Annotated in this window: 17 protein-coding genes and 1 pseudogene; 9 read left to right on the top strand and 9 right to left on the bottom strand. The window is 68.6% G+C overall.

The window, feature by feature from the left end:
* The first annotated feature begins 115 nt into the window (after positions 1 to 115).
* Both IE305_RS19550 and IE305_RS19545 read left to right on the top strand, forming a co-directional pair.
* Positions 116 to 3,043, top strand: coding sequence for an AfsR/SARP family transcriptional regulator (locus IE305_RS19550; protein ID WP_190130958.1), 2,928 nt, complete (start codon positions 116 to 118; stop codon positions 3,041 to 3,043).
* A gap of 329 nt (positions 3,044 to 3,372) precedes the next feature.
* The gene (locus IE305_RS19545; protein WP_229891218.1) at positions 3,373 to 3,810 is read left to right on the top strand and encodes an SRPBCC domain-containing protein; all 438 of its coding nucleotides are present in this window, start codon (positions 3,373 to 3,375) and stop codon (positions 3,808 to 3,810) included.
* A 249-nt stretch (positions 3,811 to 4,059) separates the two neighbouring features.
* Here IE305_RS19545 and IE305_RS19540 read toward each other — a convergent pair whose 3' ends face one another.
* On the bottom strand, positions 4,060 to 4,665 hold the full coding sequence (locus IE305_RS19540; protein WP_190130956.1) for a dihydrofolate reductase family protein: 606 nt from the start codon (positions 4,663 to 4,665) through the stop codon (positions 4,060 to 4,062).
* A 505-nt stretch (positions 4,666 to 5,170) separates the two neighbouring features.
* A complete protein-coding gene (locus tag IE305_RS19535; RefSeq protein WP_190130955.1) occupies positions 5,171 to 5,935 on the bottom strand; it encodes a class I SAM-dependent methyltransferase in 765 nt (254 codons plus the stop codon).
* A 359-nt stretch (positions 5,936 to 6,294) separates the two neighbouring features.
* On the opposite strand from IE305_RS19535, the gene IE305_RS19530 reads away from it, so the two are divergent.
* Entirely contained in the window at positions 6,295 to 6,756 is a 462-nt protein-coding gene (locus tag IE305_RS19530) for a peptidase inhibitor family I36 protein (RefSeq protein WP_190130954.1), read from the top strand.
* Positions 6,757 to 7,238: 482 nt separating this feature from the next.
* Here IE305_RS19530 and IE305_RS19525 read toward each other — a convergent pair whose 3' ends face one another.
* The gene (locus IE305_RS19525) at positions 7,239 to 8,075 is read right to left on the bottom strand and encodes an MFS transporter (protein WP_190130953.1); all 837 of its coding nucleotides are present in this window, start codon (positions 8,073 to 8,075) and stop codon (positions 7,239 to 7,241) included.
* A 657-nt stretch (positions 8,076 to 8,732) separates the two neighbouring features.
* Here IE305_RS19525 and IE305_RS19520 point away from each other — a divergent pair.
* From IE305_RS19520 to IE305_RS19505, 4 genes are all read left to right on the top strand, one after another.
* Positions 8,733 to 9,758 carry a hypothetical protein gene (locus IE305_RS19520; RefSeq protein ID WP_190130952.1) on the top strand — a complete coding sequence of 342 codons (1,026 nt, stop codon included), beginning with the start codon at positions 8,733 to 8,735 and terminating at the stop codon, positions 9,756 to 9,758.
* 100 nt (positions 9,759 to 9,858) lie between these two features.
* Entirely contained in the window at positions 9,859 to 11,388 is a 1,530-nt protein-coding gene (locus tag IE305_RS19515; protein ID WP_190130951.1) for an amino acid permease, read from the top strand.
* A 109-nt stretch (positions 11,389 to 11,497) separates the two neighbouring features.
* Positions 11,498 to 12,298, top strand: a complete 801-nt coding sequence (locus IE305_RS19510) for a GNAT family N-acetyltransferase (RefSeq protein WP_190130950.1) — start codon at positions 11,498 to 11,500, stop codon at positions 12,296 to 12,298.
* A gap of 1,212 nt (positions 12,299 to 13,510) precedes the next feature.
* Positions 13,511 to 13,699 (top strand): recombinase family protein, encoded by a 189-nt coding sequence (locus tag IE305_RS19505; RefSeq protein ID WP_229891216.1) that lies wholly within the window; start codon positions 13,511 to 13,513, stop codon positions 13,697 to 13,699.
* Between the two features lie 130 nt (positions 13,700 to 13,829).
* Here the strand turns inward: IE305_RS19505 and IE305_RS19500 are convergent, their stop codons facing one another.
* On the bottom strand, positions 13,830 to 14,120 hold the full coding sequence (locus IE305_RS19500; RefSeq protein WP_190130949.1) for a hypothetical protein: 291 nt from the start codon (positions 14,118 to 14,120) through the stop codon (positions 13,830 to 13,832).
* A 986-nt stretch (positions 14,121 to 15,106) separates the two neighbouring features.
* Between IE305_RS19500 and IE305_RS19495 the strand changes: the two genes are divergently transcribed.
* Positions 15,107 to 15,589: a YbaK/EbsC family protein gene (locus IE305_RS19495; protein ID WP_190130948.1), complete on the top strand. Its 483-nt coding sequence runs from the start codon at positions 15,107 to 15,109 to the stop codon at positions 15,587 to 15,589.
* Between the two features lie 28 nt (positions 15,590 to 15,617).
* On the opposite strand, the gene IE305_RS19490 is transcribed toward IE305_RS19495, so the two are convergent.
* From IE305_RS19490 to IE305_RS33530, 3 genes are all read right to left on the bottom strand, one after another.
* Positions 15,618 to 16,235: a LysE family translocator gene (locus IE305_RS19490; RefSeq protein WP_190130947.1), complete on the bottom strand. Its 618-nt coding sequence runs from the start codon at positions 16,233 to 16,235 to the stop codon at positions 15,618 to 15,620.
* 75 nt (positions 16,236 to 16,310) lie between these two features.
* A complete protein-coding gene (locus tag IE305_RS33535) occupies positions 16,311 to 16,544 on the bottom strand; it encodes a 2OG-Fe dioxygenase family protein (protein WP_268255942.1) in 234 nt (77 codons plus the stop codon).
* Positions 16,541 to 17,110: a 2OG-Fe dioxygenase family protein gene (locus tag IE305_RS33530; protein WP_268255941.1), complete on the bottom strand. Its 570-nt coding sequence runs from the start codon at positions 17,108 to 17,110 to the stop codon at positions 16,541 to 16,543. Before IE305_RS33530 ends, IE305_RS33535 begins: the two co-directional genes overlap by 4 nt.
* Positions 17,111 to 17,349: 239 nt before the next feature.
* Between IE305_RS33530 and IE305_RS33115 the strand changes: the two are divergent.
* Positions 17,350 to 17,488 (top strand): annotated as a pseudogene (locus tag IE305_RS33115) (IS5/IS1182 family transposase); the annotation flags it as partial.
* Positions 17,489 to 17,707: 219 nt separating this feature from the next.
* On the opposite strand, the gene IE305_RS19480 reads toward IE305_RS33115, so the two are convergent.
* Entirely contained in the window at positions 17,708 to 18,154 is a 447-nt protein-coding gene (locus tag IE305_RS19480) for a hypothetical protein (protein ID WP_190130946.1), read from the bottom strand.
* Between the two features lie 1,013 nt (positions 18,155 to 19,167).
* Positions 19,168 to 19,431, bottom strand: coding sequence for a hypothetical protein (locus tag IE305_RS19475; RefSeq protein WP_190130945.1), 264 nt, complete (start codon positions 19,429 to 19,431; stop codon positions 19,168 to 19,170).
* Between the last annotated feature and the right edge of the window lie 271 nt (positions 19,432 to 19,702).

Below are 19,702 nucleotides of genomic sequence, written 5' to 3'. Positions count from 1 at the left end.
TATGGAGGCTGGTTGCACGGGTGGATGCGCGGGAAGGTCCCCCCGAACGGCCGGGCCGGTGCCGTAGCACGGCAGTTGAGGCTGGAGAGTAAAGACCACGGATGACGATGACCGTATGAACGATATGAACGACATGAACGGCATGAACGACTCTTTCGGTGCGTCAGCCGTGGGCGACGCGAGGCAGCTGCGGTTGTGCGTTCTGGGTCCCGTGCGCGCCTGGAGCGGCGAGAGGGAACTGGACCTCGGGCCACCCCAGCAGCGGGCGATGCTGGCGATACTGGCCATGCACGCACGCCGCACCGTCTCCATCGACGTGCTCCTCGGCGGCCTGTGGGAGGACCCTCCGGCCCGCGCTGTGACGGTCCTGCGCACGTATGCCTCGCGGCTGCGGCGCGTGCTGGAGACCGACCGGACGCGCCCAAGGGTCCTGCCCATGGCGGACAACGGCTATGTCCTGCAGCTGTCTGCGGGATGCCTGGACGTCGAGGTGCTGGAGGAACGGACCGCGGCGGCCGGGCGGGCCCGGGCCGAGGGGGACATGGCCGCGGCTGCCGGGCTGCTGCGGGAAGCATGCGAGCTGTGGAAGGGCGACCCGCTGGCGGGTCTTCCGGGGCCCTACGCACAGGCACAGCGTGCCCGGCTCACCGAACGACGGCTGATCGCCGTCCAGGCATGGGCCGAGGCGGAGCTGGGGGCGGGGCGGCACGCCGGTGTCATCGGGGAGCTGACCATGTGGGTCGATCAGCACCCGCTCGTGGAGCCGATGAGGGAACTGCTGATGCTGGCGCTGTACCGCAGCGGACGGCAGGCCGAGGCGCTGGGGGTGTTCGCCGACGCCCGTCGCACGCTGGGCGAGGAGCTGGGGGTCGAGCCGGGCCCGGGCCTGCGCGAACTTCACCAGGCGATATTACGGGCCGAACCGGCTCTGGCCGCTCCACCGGCCGGACCGGCGGCACCCTTCGACACGACGGCCCAGAAGTCAGGTTCCACTCTTTCCCCTCCGGCACAGCTGCCCGCCGACATCGCCGACTTCACCGGTCGCGAGGAGCTCGTACGGGACCTGCGGGCCGTCCTGACCTCCCATGGCCCGGCAATGCCACTGGTGGGCGTGTCCGGGATGGGCGGGGTGGGCAAGAGCACGCTCGCCGTGCACGTCGCCCACAGCGTCCGTGACCACTTCCCCGACGGCCAGCTGTACGCCAACCTGCGGGGGGCAGGAAGCCTTCCGGCCGACCCGGCCGAGGTTCTGGCTGCTTTCCTCGGCGCGCTCGGCGTGGCTGACGCGGCAATCCCCCAGGGGACCACGGAACGAGCGGCTCTGTTTCGTTCGCGGCTGGTCGGACGCAGGATTCTGGTGCTGCTGGACGACGCCCGCGATACCGCTCAGGTCACGCCGCTGCTGCCCGGCACCCGGTCGTGCGCGGTGGTGGTGACCAGCCGGACGTGGCTGGCGGAGACGCCGATGTCGCGGCGGGTGGGTCTGGAGCCACTGGCGTGCGAGGAAGCAGTGCGGCTGGTCGCCACCATTGCCGGGGGGCCGCGCGTGGCTGCCGAGCCCGAGGCGGCCCGGCAGCTGGCGCGGGCCTGCGGGTTCCTCCCGCTGGCAGTGCGGACCGCGGCGTCCCGCCTGGCCACCCGCCCGGCCTGGCGGTTGTCCCACATGGTCGACCGGCTGGCCTGTGAACGTCGCCGTCTCGCCGAGCTGACAACCGGCGAGCTCGCCGTCGCCGCGTCGTTCCGGCTCAGTTACGACCAACTCAGTGCCGAGGCTGCCCGCGCGTTCCGGATGCTGGCCCTGCCCGACGGACCAGGGGTGTCGTCGGCGGCCGCCGCGGCGCTGCTGGAACTGCCGGAACAGGAGGCCGAACGGCTGGCCGAGTCACTGACCGACCTGGGACTGTTGTCCTGCCCGCACCCCGGCCGCTACGAGTACCACGACCTGCTGCGGCTGTTCGCTCGCCAGCTGGTCCGGCAGGAGGAGGGGCCCGCCGCCGAGAAGGCCGCCATGGAACGGCTGACACGGCACTACCTGGCAACCGTGGCCGGCCTGTACCGGGTGGTCCGGCCCGGCTACCCCTTCCCGGATCTGGTGGCACCCGTGGGCGCCCGGGCGGGATTCGACGGACCGGTGGCGGGCCTGCGCTGGGCCCGGCAGGAGATCCCGGCCGTGCTGGCGGTGGCCGGGCAGGTCTGCCGGGAACCCGGCGGACCGCTGGCGGTCGTGGCCGATCTGACGCTGGTGCTCATCCAGCTGATCGACCTCGGCATGGCCGTGCCGGAGTTGTGCGAACTGGCCGGCCGGGTCGCCGAGGCCACGCGCGCGGCGGGCCTGCCCCACAGCGAGGCGCGTGCCCGTTACACCCTGCTGTGGGCGCTGCGGGAGATGCTGCGGACCCGCCAGGCCCGGCACGAGGCGGACCGGGTGATCACGCTGTGCCGGCAGACGGGACAGACGGCTCTGCTGGCGCCCGCTCTCACGGCCCTCGCCCTGACCAGCATCCGTCACTGCGACGACGAGGAAGCCGTGGCCTGGTGCGACGAGGCCGTCACCCTGGCCGCCCAAGAGGGCAACCGGTCCTCGCACGCGTTCGTCGAGAGCATGTCGGCGCTGGTCGATGTCGCGCTCGGACGACTGGAGCCCGCGCTGAGCCGGGCCGAACGGAGCCTGGCGACCTTCGAAGACCTCGGGGACCGGGTCGGCCGCATCCACATGACCTACGCCCGGGCGACGGCACTCCACGGACTGGGGATGTTCGAGGCGGCGTGCGAGGGCTACCGGGAATGCCTCGCCGCCCTGCGGGCGCTGGAGTCCTGGGACCGTATGCCGGGTGTCCTGGTGGGCCTGGCCGAGTCCTGCCGCGCCGCCGGACGCCCCGCCCATGCAGTGGAGGCGGCCGAACAGGCGCTGGTCATCGCCGAGGAGGTCGGCCTGGAACACCGCCGCGCGAACGCATTGACCGCCCTTGGCCACGCCCTGTGCGACCTCGGGGAGCACGACCGTGGCCAGGCGTGCCTCGCCGAGGCGGGAAGCGGCATGTAGCCGGCGCTGCCGGAACCGCTTCGCCGCCCCCGACACGCTCAATGACTGTCCCGATAGCCCCCGCCTGACGGAGCAGCCCTTCTAGGGAGGGCGCCGGCTCCCGGCACACGGCGGCGAGCGCCTCACCAGGCGGAGTACCGGACAACCGCCGAACCGCTCCCCCCGCAACGTCTGGGAATCTTTCGCCGTACCAGCGAGCTGAACCATCAGGTCAGCAGCAGACAGGAGAGACATCGATGGTCGAGTACCGAGCTCGTGAAGCAGGGAACGCAGCAGAGCAGGACGGTGGCGGGCCGGTCCTCCACGACACATTCACCCTCGATCTGCACGTGCCCGCAGCCCCTGGCGACGTGTTCCGCGCGTTCTCCGACTCCGGCGTGCGACGGCGGTGGTTCAAGCTTCCGGGCAGCGGGGCGACCTACGAACACGACTTCCGTGTCGGCGGCGGCGAGACCGCCTCCAGCACCTTTGCGGTCCTCGACATGGAGCCGCAGCAGCTCGCGTACTGGTCCCGGTACCTCGACATCGTTCCCGGCCGGCGCATCGTCTACGTCTACGAGTCGCACGTGGACGGCGTGCTGCGCTGGACGTCGCTCGTCACCGTCGAGCTGCGGGCAGGGGCGGAGGAAACCGGAACCATAGTGACCTGGACGGAGCAGGCCGCGTTCGTCGCCCCGACGGGCGACGGCGGCGACGACCTGAAACACCTTCGCGGCGGGACGCGACTGCGGTTGAACGGACTGACAGTGGCTCTCGCAGCGAGGTGAGGGGCGCGGACCAGAACCACGGTCAGGGCAGGAAGGACACGGCTGCGGTGCCGGAGATGTTCGCCGGCCCACCGTGTCCCCCGCGGTGGAAGCGGGACCTCTGCCTCGCCGGTTCTGCCCCGCCGGCCGCGACGCGTCCGGCGCGCAGGACCAGGCCGTCGTCGCCGACGTCGCGCCGGCCGGGCGCTGGGAAGGAACCGATGGGATGCGAGATCCGGAAGCTGGTCCCGGCTACCGCGGCGCGTGACGTCAGTAGCTGTCGTAGCTGGGCTGACCGTTTGGCCGGTAGATGCCGATGACGGTCCCGCCCTTCGTCGTTGAGACGCTGACCGGTTCCAGCGCAGTGGGGATTGCTCCGTCGGCGAACAGCCGCTTGCCGGTGCCGATGATAACCGGGTGGATGGTGAGCCGGTACTCGTCGACGAGGCTGTGCTGCATGAGGGTCTGGGCGAGGTTGCCGCTGCCGACGACGTTGATGTCGCCGCCGTCGGACGCCTTGAGCTGGCGTACGGCGTCGACGACGTCGCCCTCCAGCAGGGTGGAGTTCTGCCACTCGACGGACGTCAGGGTCCGGGACGCCACGTACTTGTGCATGCGGTTCATCCGATCGGTGAACGGGTTGTCGGGATCGGCGGTCGGCCAGTACGACGCGAAGATCTGGTACGTCTTGCGGCCGAGCAGCATGGCGTCGGAGCGCTCGTACCAACCGGCGATGGCCGTGCCGACCTCGTCATCGGCCACGGGCTTCTGCCAGCCGCCGTGTGCGAAGCCGCTCTCGGCGTCCTCGTCCGGACCGCCCGGCGCCTGCATGACGCCGTCGAGCGTCAGGAACGTACAAATGATGATCTTTCGCATGGTGTACTCCCTTCGTGGATGGGTGGACCGTGCAATCGCCGGAAGCTCATCAGCGCGAGGTCGACCGAACCGCGCCGGGGCGAGGGCGGGACTGGCCGACGCGGTGCAGTGGCGCCCCCGTACGCCTCATCGGCACTCACTGGATGCTGACTGTGGACGCTCACCCACCCAGCCTCCCCGGACACTGGCGCGAGCGCACGGACCCACGCCCGAGACGGCCTGCCTGGCGCCATCCGGCCTCGCCGCCGCGAACTCCCACCGGCCCATCGTCGGTGACAACTGCTCCTACACCCTGCCGCAGGTCGGGCGTGCCAGGGCGGCTTCTCGGAAATTCCTCCCTGCTCGATCTCCCTCGGAGACCCCTGTCGGCATGGCTACAGCGCCGTGGCGCCCGGCGCCGTCATGCCGACCGCCTCGGGGGACCAAGGCGCCGGTCCAGGCCACCCACCGCTGGGGCAACCGGCCGAACCGCCGTCCATGACGACACACCTGTCTCCGCGGGCTCTTACACACGCTCGGGCTTGCGCGCCTCGATGAGGGTCCTGGAGGAGTGGGCGACGAAGGGGCCCTCGGCCTCGATCTTCTCGTGCAGCTCGCGCAGGCGGCTGCGGTACTGCTCGACGGTGAATCCGGGCACCGTCCAGATCACCTTGCGGAGGAAGTAGATCACGGCGCCGACGTCGAAGAACTCCATCCTCAGCCGTTCCGTGCGCACGTCGACGATGTCCAGGCCCGCGGCCTTCGCCGCCGCGGTCTCGTCGTCAGGGTGCCGCTTCCGGCGCGCCGCGGGCTGCGGCCCCAGGAAGTACTCCACCAGCTCCCACACGCTGGCCGGCCCGACGTGCTGGGCGAAGTACGTCCCACCCGGTCGCAGCACTCGCGCGATCTCGGACCACCACACCGTCGCGGGATGCCGGCTGGTCACCAGGTCGAATGCCTCATCGGCGAACGGCAGCGGCGGCTCGTCCGGGTCGGCGACGACCACCGCCCCGCGCGGGTGCAGCAGCCTGGTCGCCTTGGCCACGTTCGGCGGCCACGACTCCGTCGCGACCATCGTGGGCGGCAGCTTCTCCGCCCCGGCCAGGACCTCACCGCCACCGGTCTGGACATCGAGCGCCGCCGACACCACGGCGAGCCGCCGGCTCATCGCCTGCTGATAGCCCCACGACGGGCGTTCCTCCGTCGCCCGGCCGTCCAGCCAGGAGAAATCCCAGCCTTCCACGGAGGCCGACTCGGCTTCGGTGACAAGCTCGTCAAAAGTACGTGACATACCCACATCATTACGCCCGAGCCCACCCGAACGCACAGAGGCGTGTCCTCATGGGCAGCGGCCGAACCGCGCTGCTCATGAGGGCACGCCTGTGTGCGCGAGCTCCAAGGACGACACCCGCACGACCCCTGGCGGGACAGGGCATGTGCTGGCGGAGGTTCCGCGCGATCCCTCGACGACCTCTCCCTCCGTCCCGTCAAGGGGCCGGCCGCTGCCTCGTTCCGGAGGGGCGGTTTACGTCGCTTCGGAGCAACCGGCATTCATCTCAGCAGTTGAGCGTACGACCGCTGGCGCTGAGGTCGCCTGGCGGTGAGGCCGCGCCTCAGCAGGCACCCTCAAACGGAGAACAAGGGAGAACCATGTTCAAGCGCATCACCAGGCCTGCCTTCGGGCTGGTCCTCGCCTCGACCGCCGTGCTCGGTCTGGCCCTCCCGGCCGGCGCCGACGACGGATCCCGCCACGGCGACGGCGACCACGGCACCGGTGGACACCGGACCGGACGCCTGGTCGGGCCCGACGAATGCACCGCGGGCAACATCTGCTTCTGGTCCGAACGCGGCTTCCGCGGCCGGAAGACCGTCTACAAGTCGGCCCTCGTGGAATGCACCCGCATCGTCAAGCCCTCCGCCGGCGATCCCGCACGGTTGATGACCGCCCGCTCGGTGAAGAACCGCACCGACCGCACCGTCGTCATCGGCTACAACGACCCGCTGTGCCTGATCCCCAGTAGTGTCACCCTCTCCCAGACCCCCCTCCATCTCGCCCCGCTGTCGGACAACGCCGACCTCGGTTCGGGTATCCGTTACATCCGTTCCACCTGACCGGCAGCAACCGATACCTGCCGCCGCATGGCCGCGACAGCGACCCGGAAGGGCTGCACTCCACCGACGCGCCGACTCCCCGGGGCCGAGTTCGCGGGCGGTCAGTGCCGTGTTCCGTTCCCCCCGGTACGTGGGCCGATGGCAGAACCGGTCGCCATGTACGGCCGCCGGTCTCCGTCGCGGTGCTTGTCATGGCGCCCCGACCCCCGCCCACGACTCCCGACCGCTGAACGGCAGGAACCAGGGCCGGACTCGTGGCGCCGCCCAGCATGGCGAATGTGGTGGCCGTCGCGGTGGCCGGCGAAGCCGCGTGGCGGGAGCGGTCGGGGGTGACGTGGCCACGGCCGAGCCGTCGGCCGGTCCCAGACCGCAGCCGACCATGGCGCAGGAGACGCCAACGCGGCGCCAGAGCGGCGCGGCCTGGGACCGGCCGAGACCGCTTGTGAGCAGTCCAGCGGCGACGCAGAGCAGGCCGGCGCGCATCAGCGGCGGCCCGCCCAGCGACCCGTGAACACCGCCGGCGTCACGGCCGGCAGGCCGACCAGCGGCGCCTCCAACGGGCTCAGCCCATGCGCGCGGGTCAGCGCGAAGTACGTGAGGAACGTGAACATCGAGTTCGCGCAGAAGAGCACCAGCAGGACGAACAGCGCGCTGCGGGCCGAGGGGTTCCTGATCAGCCCGCTGTCGAGGACCGAATCGGCGTGGTGCCGGCAGCGGTGCCAGAGTACGGCGAGCAGGATGACGGACACCGCTGCTGCGCCCGTCGCGGGGGCGGTCAGGGCGATCAGTGCCGTCGTGGCCGCCGCGGTGCATAGGGCGATGCCCACCCCGTCGAGCCGCCGTTCCGGCCGGCCGTACCGCGGTAACCGACGGGGGAGCAGATTGAGGGCGCAGCCTGCCGTCACGGCAGCCAGCACAGCGAGGGCGCCGAAGATCGCGCGCCACCCCAGTGTGCTGGTGAGCAGGCCACCGAGCAGCGGCCCCGCGCAGGAGGCCGCGGCCGCTGTGGCGACCCACGCGCCCACGGCGCGTCGTTCCTCGTCCTCCCCTCGGCGTTGAGTTGCTGGATCGCCGGGTAGTACGTGTCCGAGAAGAGCAGGCGCTTGCAGGTCGGCATGACGCGCCATGACGAAGGCACGGATCTCCCGGCCCCACATACAGGGCGCTGTTGACCTTGCGGTCTCGCTGAGGCATCCGGTGCCGGTGATCAGCACCCGGACGGCGTAGTCCCTGCCCGTGGTCGAGATCCGCCAGCGCTTGCCCAGGTCGTCCCAGCGCGCCTCGGTCAGCTCGTGCCGGAAGCGAATGCGGGAGCGCACAGCGAATTGGTCGGCGCAGTCGTGCAGGTAGTCGAAGAGCTCCCGCTGCTTGCGGAAGATGCTCAGGTGGTCGAGCTGGTCAACGAGCGCGGTGGTAACGGTGGGGCATCCGCCGATGCGACCGAGAGCGCGGGCGTGGGCTTGACCGTGCCGTGCGGCAGTACAGCCCCGCCGCGGAACCGAACGGCAGATACGGCCAGGAGGACAACCCCAACTACGCTGAAACGCACGGTGATTCACTTCAATGCGTGCATGCTGCACTGCTACGGTGCCCCACGTCGTCAGCGGCTGTCAGGAGGCATCCGCGTCGCGGCACCCGTCTCCCTGTTCCCGTCCCTGATGCCTTGCTCATGGTCGCATTGGAGCACTGATGCCCTTTCCAGGCGGTCGGTCTCAGTCCCGGAACGCCGTAGCGTTGTGCTTATCCGTCCCGTCCCCTGGGGTCTTTGCCAGTCTCGATGCGGGACGTCACAGATTTGGGCGCCCGGCGCCTGCGACAGACCAGCGTGGCGCTGGTCCGCAGTCGGCTACGAACCCCGCCTCGGCTGCTGGTTGTTTCCTCCCCTCACCACGCTCCGATGGCCGGCGGGTCGTGCCACTCCGCGCCCGGGTGCCAGCCGTCCAACCCGCTCCGTTACCGACGGGGGGTCTCCGCTGGTGGTGAGCTACCACCCGGCCGGCCGTGATACCGCTCTCTACGCAGCAGTGCAGGACGTGAAGGCCGGGCACTGGATGCAGATGCGACAGGTACTGGCTCAGACGCGAACCTGGCGGGAGTGGACCACTCGCACGCAGGTGCTGGGCGTGGCAGCTGCCCGGCGCAACGTGGTCGAGCTGTGGCTGAAGGAAGAGCCGCAGAGTGTCGCTGCCCAGGTGATGCATGCCCGGGTGACTACCGAGCGGGCACTGGACGCCCACCGCAGCAGACGGTCGACGGCAGATCCACGGCGGGCACATCAGCTGGATGAGCTGGCGGACAGGGCGCGGCAGGCATGCCGCAGGGCGGGCGATCTGCACCCCGGGGACCCGGTGGCCCCGATCTGCTTACTGGCCCTGGCAGAAACGGACCGGACCGGACGCTTTCCGGAGCATCGTGTGGCCCCGCCGCCGCCGGATGTCCTGCTCCCGCATGGGCCGTGGGGACTGCTGGAAGCCGCACACCGGCGGGATGCGTTCAGTCGCGAGGCATGGCACCGCATGCTCCGGGTGCTCCAGGCAGGCCCGAAATCGGCGTATCTCAGCCAGGGGGCGGTTGCGATGGACTTCGCCCGCTGGTCGGTCTCCAAGGCGCCGCTCGGCTCGCCGTTGCTTCTCCTGCCTCTCTACGCCCATATGGAGGAGTACCGGGCTCGGCGGAGCAGAGGTGACGCCATGCTGAGCCTGTGGTGGGTCAATGATTCCATCACTCCGGTCATCGCCAAGGCTTTCGAGGACTGGTTCTGCCATTGCGACCCGGCGGCCGGTTCCGCTACCGACTTGAACCATCTGGCCCATGCGCTGACGGCAGGCGGCTTCCTGAACGAGGCGGCTGCCGTGTTCCAGGCCATCGGCGACTTCGCAACCCCGGCCCCCTGGCAGTACATCACGCACGACCCGGACCGGTGGTGGGAGGAGTTCGAGACGACCCGCAGCGCCTGCCTGCGGCGGCTCCAGCCACTGCCCAAGGCGGGAAGAAGACCGTGAACACCTGTGGGCTTTCCTGGCGGGCACCGCCTTCCCGCACTGACGGCCCTGGAACCACCCTGCCTTCCCTTTTCTGCTCTTCCCCGCGCGGAGATTCTCGATGTGTCCATCAGCACATGCACGACGGCAGCGGTCCGATTCGTTGGACGACGACGAGCGCATACTCAGGGAGCTCGGCTATACCCAGCAACTGCACCGGCGCATGGGCGCCTTCGGCAACTTCTCCGCTTCCCTGTCGGTCATCTCCATCATGTCCGGGACACTGCTGCTCTTCGGCTACGGCCTGAACAGCGGTGGGCCCGCAGTGGTGGTGTGGGGGTGGCTCTGCGTGGGGCCGCTGGTGCTGTGCCTGGCCGCAGTGCTGGCCGAGATCACCTCCCGCTACCCCACCAGCGGCGGCCTGTACTACATGGCCCGCCAGCTCGGCGGTGAGCGGTGGAGCTGGTACACCGGCTGGCTCAACCTTCTGGGGCTGCTCGGCGGGATCGCGGCCCAGGACTACGGCATCGCGACCTTCACCGCTGCCTGGGCGAACCTGCAGTTCGGCTACGTGCCCACTCCGGGTTCACTGCTGGTCCTCTATGCGATCATCCTGGCGCTGCATGCGGTCCTGAATCTCCTCGGCACCCGGCTGATGAACATCCTGACCTCCCTGAGCGCGTGGTGGCACCTGGCCGGGGCCGTCGTCATCATCGGCGCCCTGACTCTCATCCCCACCCACCACCAGCCGGCCGGCTTCGTGCTCTCCGAGTTCACCAACCACACCGGCTGGTCGAGCTCCGTGTACGTGATCCTGCTGGGCATGCTGCTGCCGTGCTTCGCCCTGGCCGGCTACGACACCTCGGCCCACTTGAGCGAGGAGACCAGCGGGGCTTCTGTGGCCGCGGCGCGCGGGATCATCCGCTCGGTGGTGGTCTCCTGGATCGCTGGCGGCATCCTGCTGGTTGCCCTGCTGTTCGCCATCCAGGACTACGCCGCAACCCTGGGCAGTCCGACAGGGGTGCCAGTGGCACAGATCTTCCTGGACGCTCTGGGCGTGGCGACGGCGAAGGCGCTGCTGCTGGTGATCATCGCTGCGCAGTTCCTGTGCGGCTACACCGTAACCGCCTCCGCCAGCCGCATGAGCTACGCCTTCGCCCGGGACGGCGCCCTGCCCGGCTCCGTGCACTGGCAGAAGATCAGCCGCCGTACGGCCATCCCGGCCAACGCTGTCTGGCTCGCAGTCGGTGTCGCCTTCGTGCTCGCCCTGCCGTCCCTGTACTCCACCACGGCGTTCTCCGCGGTGACCGCAATCTCCGTCGTGGGTTTCACCCCGGCCTACGCCATCCCGGTGCTGCTGCGACTGCGCCACCGGGACCGGTTCGTCCCCGGCCCCTGGCACCTGGGCCGCTGGAGCCGGCCCATCGGCTGGGTGGCAGTGCTCTGGGCCGTCTCGGTCACCGTGCTGTTCCTGCTGCCACAGTCCAGCCCGATCACGGCCACCAGCTTCAACTACACCCCCCTCGCCTTGCTGGTGGCCCTCGCCCTGGCCGCACTGTGGTGGCGCGTCGGACGCCACTCCTACGGAGTGCCCCGCTCCAGCACGGCGAACGCCCACGACCAGATCAAAGAGGCGGAGAACATCATCTGACGACACCAGGAGCGCAGGTCGCAGGCAGAGCCCCCACTGTTGCCGAAGCACCGAAGGCATCCACCACCCCCTTAGCAACCCTGAAAGCACGCAACGCCATGGAGGCATCGTGACCATTTCCGCGGAGTCCGTTGAATCGCTACAGCAGCTCACCACGGTGTGGCGGACCCTGGTGCTCGACCGTGACCCGGATGCGGACGTGCGCGACCTTCCCGGCATCGCCGTTCGCTGGGCCGACAGCCGGTTCGGGTTCTGGAACTGCATCACCTTGACCGAGGAGGGAGCAGGAACGGAGCTCGTCAGGCACCGTCTGGGCCAGGCCGCGGACATCATGCGGACGAAAAAATACCCGGGCTTCTTGTGGCTCTTCGAAGACCTTCTCGACAACGATGCCCGCTCCGCCCTGGAGACGACAGCCGAGCAGGCCGGCCTCCAGTACGCCTTTCCCGGCACGGGCATGGCCGGCGACCTGCTCCCCATCCCCGAACCGGTCCACCCCGACCTGACGTTCGCCCGTGTACGCACCGACGACCAGTTGCGGGCCTACGCCGACCTCCAATCACGCGCGTACGGGCTGCCCCTGGAGGACGGCCGCGACGGCCTGACCGGATCCGCCATCTGGAAGAACGAGATCTACGCCTACCTGGCCATGCGAGGCGACGAACCAGTGGCGTGCGCCGCCACAGTCGAGGCACAAGGCCGCCTCTTCGTCGCGTACGTCGCCACGGACCCGCAATGGCAGCGCAAGGGCTACGGCGAGGCGGTCACACGCAAAGCGCTCTACGAAGGCGCGCGAGCCACCGGACTGACCCGCGCCACGCTGCACGCCACCGCCGCCGGAGCCCCGGTGTACCCGCGCATCGGGTTCAGGCCGAACACACGAATCCACTTCTACAGCCTGAAAGGCTGACCCGGTGAGGCAGCTCATCCCCGACCCCCTCGTGGCCTACCGATCCGGCGACGTCCCGAACTCTGTCACGGTGCATGTTCACCTCGGACGGGCTGACGGCGGGTGACGCACTGGCAGTCGGTACCACGGGCGCCGTCGTCCGGTAGGCGGACTCAGCCCACCTGACGGTGGTCGCTGGACCGCAAAGACATGCAACACCGCGCTCAGCGACGCCGAACGGCCCACGCCGAGGACTGCGGCGTGGGCCGACGACCGGGGTGCGCAGGTCGAGGACGACGGCATCTACATCGTCTACAACACCGGCGGCGGCAGAGCTCTCGACGGGGCGGACGGCAGCACAGAGCGCGGCGCCCACGCCATCCAGCGGACCGGCCGCAGCGAGGACCGGCAGAAGTGGCGTCTCATCCCGGTCAAGTGACTAGGGACCAGCACCGGTACGGCGCGAAGGTGCGGCAGGGGCAAGAGACACAGGCCGGCAATGTCAGACCGAACGGAAGGTTTCGGTAGTCGCCGATGCGGGCGCGCTCATGCGAAGCTCGAGCCGGCCGACGCCCAGCTGAAATCTCCCGTGGTGCTACTGAAGTGTTCGGTGCGGGTCCGACAGATGATGCCTGTATTTCCCGTATTTGTCTCCTTCTGGCTGTCAGCCGGCTGACGGCCCTGGACCAGGCTGGCAACGTGTTGGACATCCGTCGCCCCCCTGCACTACTTGGCGTGCAGGCGTACGCGGGAGCGATGTTTGACGCCGGTACACCCAGATCTGCTTCAGGGCTCCCAACTGTGGGCGTAGGCATTGCCGGCGCGGGAAGCCATGCGACATGAGGCTCTGTCGGTCTCTTCGCCTGGGGCAGTACCTATGAATCGAGCGCGCACCCGACTCACCGCTGTCTTGCTTGGTGCCTTCGTCAGCTTCGCCATTGCTGGTACGGCCCCTGCGCAAGCGGCCCCGATCGGCGACGGGCTCGCGTCCGCTGCCCAGAACGCGGTGGACGCGGCCGCAGCGGCTGTCCGATCTGTGATCGGTCTGCCGGGTCAGCGCCAATGAGCTGACGGCGGAGAGGGGGCTGGACACGTGAGCTCCTGCGCTGGCCGCAACGTTTCGGCGGGAATGACGAGTCAGGTGGCTGAGGTCCGTGTGTCAGCCAGCCGGTGGGATGCTTCTTGTCCCGGGTGTTGCAGCGTGGACGGTCGCCGCGCGCCAGGCGCCGGGTCATGACCGTGATGAGTACCGCACTCGGCCAGGAGCTCGACTCCCAGCTTGCCGCGCTCGCCGCGAAGAACATCCCCCGGGACAAGATCTTCGCCAAGAAGATCAGCACCCGGGTGCGCGTCCGCCCCCAGTTCGAAGCCGCGCTGGCCGCCGCCCACGAGATCAGGACCCACGCCCCGCACTGCCGGTGATCGTCCAGTGCGTCACGGGGACCGGCCGGCCCAGCGGGAACCTGCGAGGTGATATCCGGCCCTCGGCTATGGAAGTGCTGCGGCTGTTCTCGCGCGTAGGTGACCGCCTTCATCGGCCGTCGGCAGGCACCTACAGCGTGCCGTTGCTGCCAGGGTTGAAGAATCCGAAGATTCCGCCGGTGCAATTGCTCTGGAAGTAGACGTTGGCTACCCGGTCGGTCTGGTTGGAGATCGGCCCCCCGCCGTTTCCGAGGTTGAAGCACATGTTGTCCGCGGGGTTGGTCAGCGAACGTTCGAGGTCTCCGGGCTGCTCGGTGTAGAAGAACGTGCCGGTGGCTGCCTGAGCGGGTCCCGCCGACATGGTCAGAGCCAGCAGGGCTGCGGCGGCGGGTGCGTACCACGCGGCTTGGCGGAATCGCATGACATGACCTCCAGAGTGCAGGTCTGTCCAGCACAGCAGAAAACCTCAAAGATGATTACTGCTAGGCACACAAACCGCCCGAGAGGGTTAAGCCGGACATTCGGCAAAGGTGGTGGCGTGCCAGCAGGCAGAGGTCAGGGAATTCGGCAGCAGCAGGAGGACCCCTTCGAGGGCCGCGACGACACACGATGCCTGAGGATGCCGGAACTTCGTCCTGGCCAGCGGCTTCAGGATGCTTACCTGCTGAGGCCGAACATCGTCGCGCGGGGCCTCCCGAATCTCGTCGGGCGCCAGATCCGCCCAGTACGGGGGTGAGGTGCCGTCATCCTCGATGCGGGCAAGAGGCCGGACGGTGAGACGATTGCCGCTGCTAGGCACACGGCAGCCACGCCAGCCGCGGCGGCGTGGGCGCGTCGGCCCCCTCCGACAAGGCGCCGCGGACCAGCGCGGCCAAGCCGAGGCCGGCGGCGAACAGATATTCGTCTTCATATCCCCGTCTTGCCTATGGCCTCAGTGACGCTGCACAGGGCCCGATCGAGGCCGCTCTCGTCCTGTTCGTTCCTCGGTGTGCGGATCACGGTTCTCCTCACCGTCTCAACTCCGAGGCGGGGTCGTGCGAGTGGTGCGCGCCGGATGCTCTGGTAGCCCGGAGGGACTCAGTGGCCGTCATGCCCCCATTGGGCCGGCACCCCTGCGCGCCGTATCCGGACCCCACCCCCGCACGCCGCCTCCTGGATGCCGAACACCTCCCCGACGAGGATGCCGGCCTCTGGAATTCGGCCCTTCTCGTTCTCCTCGTCCAGGGCGGTCCGGCACGCGCCCTCGATGAGTTCCGCGCCTTTGCGACGACACCGACCCGGAAATGACGGGCGTGACGGAAGCCAAGGGGGGAGTGAGTCCGCTGGCTTGTTCCGCGCCCTGATCAACGGACGGTTTGCCGCCTCGCGGCATACTCATGCGCACGAGCCAGGAACGGAGTGGGGGCAATGTCCGAGACGTACGAGAAGCTGATCGCCCTGCTGGACGAGCACGGCGCCGCCTACCGCACGATCGACCACGCTCCCGAGGGCGCCACCGAGGCCGTGAGCCGTCTGCGCAGCCACGGCCTCGACCGGGCCGCGAAGTGCATCGTGGTGATGGTGAAACTGGATAAGAAGACCAAGCGCCACGTCCTGGCAGTCGTCCCCGGCGACAAGCGCGTCGACCTCGCCGCGATCAAGACCCTGCTCGGCGGTACCTACGCGGGGTTCGCCCCGCAGGACACAGCCGAGCGCCTCTCGGGCTGCGCGACCGGCACGATCCTGCCCTTCTCCTTCACGCCCGACCTCGAACTCGTCGCCGACCCGGCTCTTCTGGCCCACCCCGAGTTCTTCTTCAACGCTGCCCGCCTGGACCGCTCCCTGGCCCTGTCCACGGCCGACTACGTACGGATCGCCCGGCCCCGGGTGGAGTCGATCGCGTCGGCGTGACTCCCTGCCGGACCGGCACTGAACCGCGTCACTGCGTTGCCGGTGTGAGCGCCAACGCCACTCCAAGACCGACGAGCACCGAGCCGATCACCCGGTTGAGCAGCACCTGCCTGCGCAGCATCCGGGCGCGTAGACGGTCGTTCGAGAAGAACAGCGCCGCCGTGGTGAACCAGACCAGATGAGCCAGGGACATGAACAGCCCGTAGCCGGCCTGGCGCCACACCGGCGTGTCCGCGTGCACGATCTGGGTGAACGTGCTGACCACGAACAGCGTCGTCTTCGGGTTCAGCGCATTGGTCAAGAACCCGGTCCGCAGCGCCTGCATGCGGGAAATGGTCGGACCGTTGGAGAGGTCGATGTCCAGTTGGGTGCGTTTGGCGAACGTCCTGCATCCGATGTAGACGAGGTAGGCGGCACCGGCGAACTTGATGACCGTGAACACTGAGGGTGAATGGGATATGAGCAGGCCCACGCCCAGAATGGTGTAGGTGACGTGCACGAGTACGCCGAGGGAAATTCCTGCGGCAGAAAGTAGTCCCGGAGTGCGCCCGTAGAGATAGCTGTTGCGTACGGTCATCGCGAAGTCGGCACCGGGGCTGACGACGGCCAGCACGGTGATGAGGGCGACGGCGAGAAGTTCTGCCATGGATCCTGTTCCGGGTGGGGTGGGTAGTGGGCGGTGTACGGCGGGGACCGCCGAGCGGCGGTCCCCGCCGGCGCCTCAGGGCTTGTGGCGGTAGGTGACGACCAGCACATCACGCACGGCGGGCCGGTCACCCTCCAGCTGATCGATCGGACTGACTCCGTGGAAGACACGCTCGTCGTTGACGATCGCCATGTCGAGCGGTTCGGCGAGAGTGAACTTCTCGAGCGGGTTCTTGTCGAGGTCGTAGATCGTGCTTTCGCCGTTGAGCACGTTGGACCGGTTCACCATCAGCATCATCACGAAGGTCACACCGTCCCGGTGCACTCCCTCGGGAGTCGGCTTGCCGGTCTCCTTGCCGGGCTCGCCGCCCGATGCTCGATGCGGAACTGGTGGGTCTCGATGTGCCAGGCGGAGTAGGGGGCCAGTCGCCCGAAGACATCACAGCCGAGGGTGAACAGGCTGTTCATGGTGGCGCCGCGCAGGATGGCGTCGTCGATCGGCTCGTAATGTCGCGCCACGCCGCCGTTCAGGGTGTTGTAGTGAAGGGTCTGGTAGTGCGGCTGGTGTGGCTCAACCCGGTAGGCGCTGCCGGACGCGGGCGCGCTCAGTGTGGCGTGGCGCCGCCTGCGGTAGCGCCCTCCGTCCGCCATGTAGCCGTCCATCGGCATGGCGTTCCAGCTCCGCCGGAATGCGTCCCAGTCGGCGAGCGCATCTGCGTCGCGGCGGCGGAGTAATTCATCGATACTCTTCCCTGGTAAGAAGAGATAGCTGTTGCTCGAAAGGCTGTGGCAGAGTTCTTCGATATTTTCGAAGCAAGAGGAGTGATTGACCGCAGGTTTTTCGTCCGCGTGATGACCATGCCGGTTGCATTCCATCTCGTTGCTCGTGCCGAGTACCTGTCAGAGAATGGAATGCCATGTTCGGCTCAGTCAAGATCTTGCGGGGATTGGACCAAGACAAATGCGATCCGGCCAGGCGGCCTGCAGGCGGGCGGCGCCGGTCCGCAGGGGCCAGGTGGGCGGGGGAGTGCGGACGCTTCTCGGTGGCGGTTCCGCGGCTCGTTGTTGCCTGAGCCGGCACCGAAGCGGGCGGAGGTCGCCCGGGAGTGCCGGACCGGCAGGCGTTGTGCGGGATTCCTCAAAGCGGCCCAGGTCCGGTCGACCGAGCTCGTCCCGGGCACTGAGCACCATTTGATCGTCAACGGGCAGGGCTTTCCGCTCGCCATGTTGCTGACCGGAGGCAACCGCAACGACGGCCTGTCGCTTCGCGACGGGACGGACGTGTCCCTGGCGCGCTGGCCGGCGGTGTCGACGCGGCGCTTGTTCTGCCGGATGCGTCACTTGACGTCCTTGACGGCGTCTCGGGGACGATGAGCTTGGTGAGCAGGAAGTCGTCGGCGGTGGGGGTGTCCTGGGTGTAGACCGTTGGGCCGGCGACGGAGACGCCCTCGGAGGTCGGCGTCGCTCATGCGGTCACCTCACCTCACCGAGCGAGCGGACCTGCTCCGCGCCCGAGACGGGAATGATCTCGTTGGGGTCGATGCCGCCGGGGATGTGCGCGGTCTTCACCGAACCGAGCCGGAGAAGCGCGATGGGCAGGTTTCGCACCGGGCGTGTACGGGGCTTCGCCGCAGAGGAGGCCGGCGAGGACCTGGCGGCCGTCGGTGGTGGCTGGGGTCGTACGAGCCGTACAGGCCGGAGGCGGTGATGTGGCCGGCCGGGACGCTTGAGCGGACGTAGCCGTGAGGTCGGCCGGTTTCCCGTGTCGTCGCACCCCTGGGCCTCGGCCACCTTGTCCGCCAAGATCGGAAAGTCGTGGATCGTGGAACCGCTGGAGTTGTACGCATCCCACTGGTTCTCGCCCAGGATCAGCCCGACCGCCTTTACCTCGTCCTTGGCCTCGAGCAGACCGATCGGCATATCCGGGGGGTGCGGGATGGCGAACTTGATGCCACGGTGCTCGATGACAACCGGGTCTTCGGCGGCCTCGGCATCCTGCGCGGCGGTCTTCGGCGGGGAAACGGCCTCCGCGGTCGCAGTAGACAGTGTGAGCTTCGGTAGAGAGGGTTTGTGGTCAAGTAGTTAAGGTTCGACGAGTTGAAATTTTCATCGAGGTGTGGCTGGCCTACCCCCGGCGCACTCAGGTGCCTGAGCATCGGAGTGCACCCGCACGACGCGCTTCGCTCCATCGCGCCTGCATCGGGGCATCGACCGACTGCGCGCGCTGCACTTACACGTGTTTCATGATGTCTTTGGTCGTCGGTGCTGCTGTGGTTGCCCTGATCACCGTTGCCGTGATCATTGGCCGGATCATGGAATATGTTGGGTCGCCATCGCCGGCTGGAAGGTGCAGTGCTTGCAGGGGAAGGGGTAATGTGCCGTCGGCGATCACTGTCTATAAGTCGGAAATTGTCTATTCGTCCGGCCGCAGGGGGTATCGGTCCTACCCGCAAATCACCTCAACACGCGTGTGCTGCTCCAGCTGCGGTGGTACAGGGAGGGCCTTCTAAAACGCCAGTCAGGCGGCCAGGGCGTAGCCTGCCTTCGCCGTGCGGAATCTAGGCGGTGCCGGAAGCAGCTCGAGACGCCGGCGTGAGTCACCTTGATCGCTGTGGTCTTTGCACCCTGCGGAACGGTGCCGTCGTACGTGCCGTCCATGGAAGCCGTCACATGGTCCTCGAAGGCGGTCTTGTCGGCACGGAGCGAGAGACCACGGCCGGCCCGGTTATTCCGGTGACGGTGACCTTCGCGGTCCAGGGCGCCTTGGAGCCGTCGTCGGTGGCAAAGCCCGGGACAGATATCGCCGGTGCGGAATTCGATGTGGGAGAACGGTGCTGGGCTGGTCATGCACCGCAGTATCGGGGCGGGCGGGCCAGATGGCGGCCAGGCCGGGCAGCGCGAAGTCCATGCACCCCTGGTCGAGGCCGGCGTACTCAAGGGCACCGGCGGGTGAGAACGTGGCGGCGCAGGGACAGGAACAGCCGCTGCCAGGTGGCGGCCGCACTGGTGTTGCCCAGGACGCGGTGGAACCGCCAGATCGGATTACGCGCTCCCCTCGCGCTGACCCGGCGCGGCATGTTGCCGGTGCGGGCCAGGGACCCCACCACCTCGCCGAGGATGAAGTTGTCGCTGCCCGGCGTGAAGGCGCCCGCTCGCGACCGCTCCAGGTGCGCCGCGTTGTCGTTGCTACGCAGCAACGCGGCGCGGAAGGTCCTCTCTGCTGGGTATTGCGCCATGACGCACGTAACGATCTCGGGCGCATCTTCATGCTTCCGGATAGCCCTGTCACATTCGGAATACTGGTCTGGGAGCCTGGACGGGCTTCTGGCCGCGCTGTCCAAGGGTTGCCGGGTGGCCCGCTCGGGGTACGGATTTGCGTCGGGCCGGGGGCGGTGTGCGACAGTGGGCCCTCCGGTTCGCCAGGCGCTCCGGCATGTGCGCGGCGGCCGCCGGAATCTCCCACATCTC

The sequence above is a fragment of the Streptomyces mashuensis genome (assembly GCF_014654785.1).
GTDB lineage: Bacteria > Actinomycetota > Actinomycetes > Streptomycetales > Streptomycetaceae > Streptomyces > Streptomyces mashuensis.
Note: the sequence above shows the minus strand (reverse complement) of the source record. Positions and strands in the feature narration are given on the sequence as shown.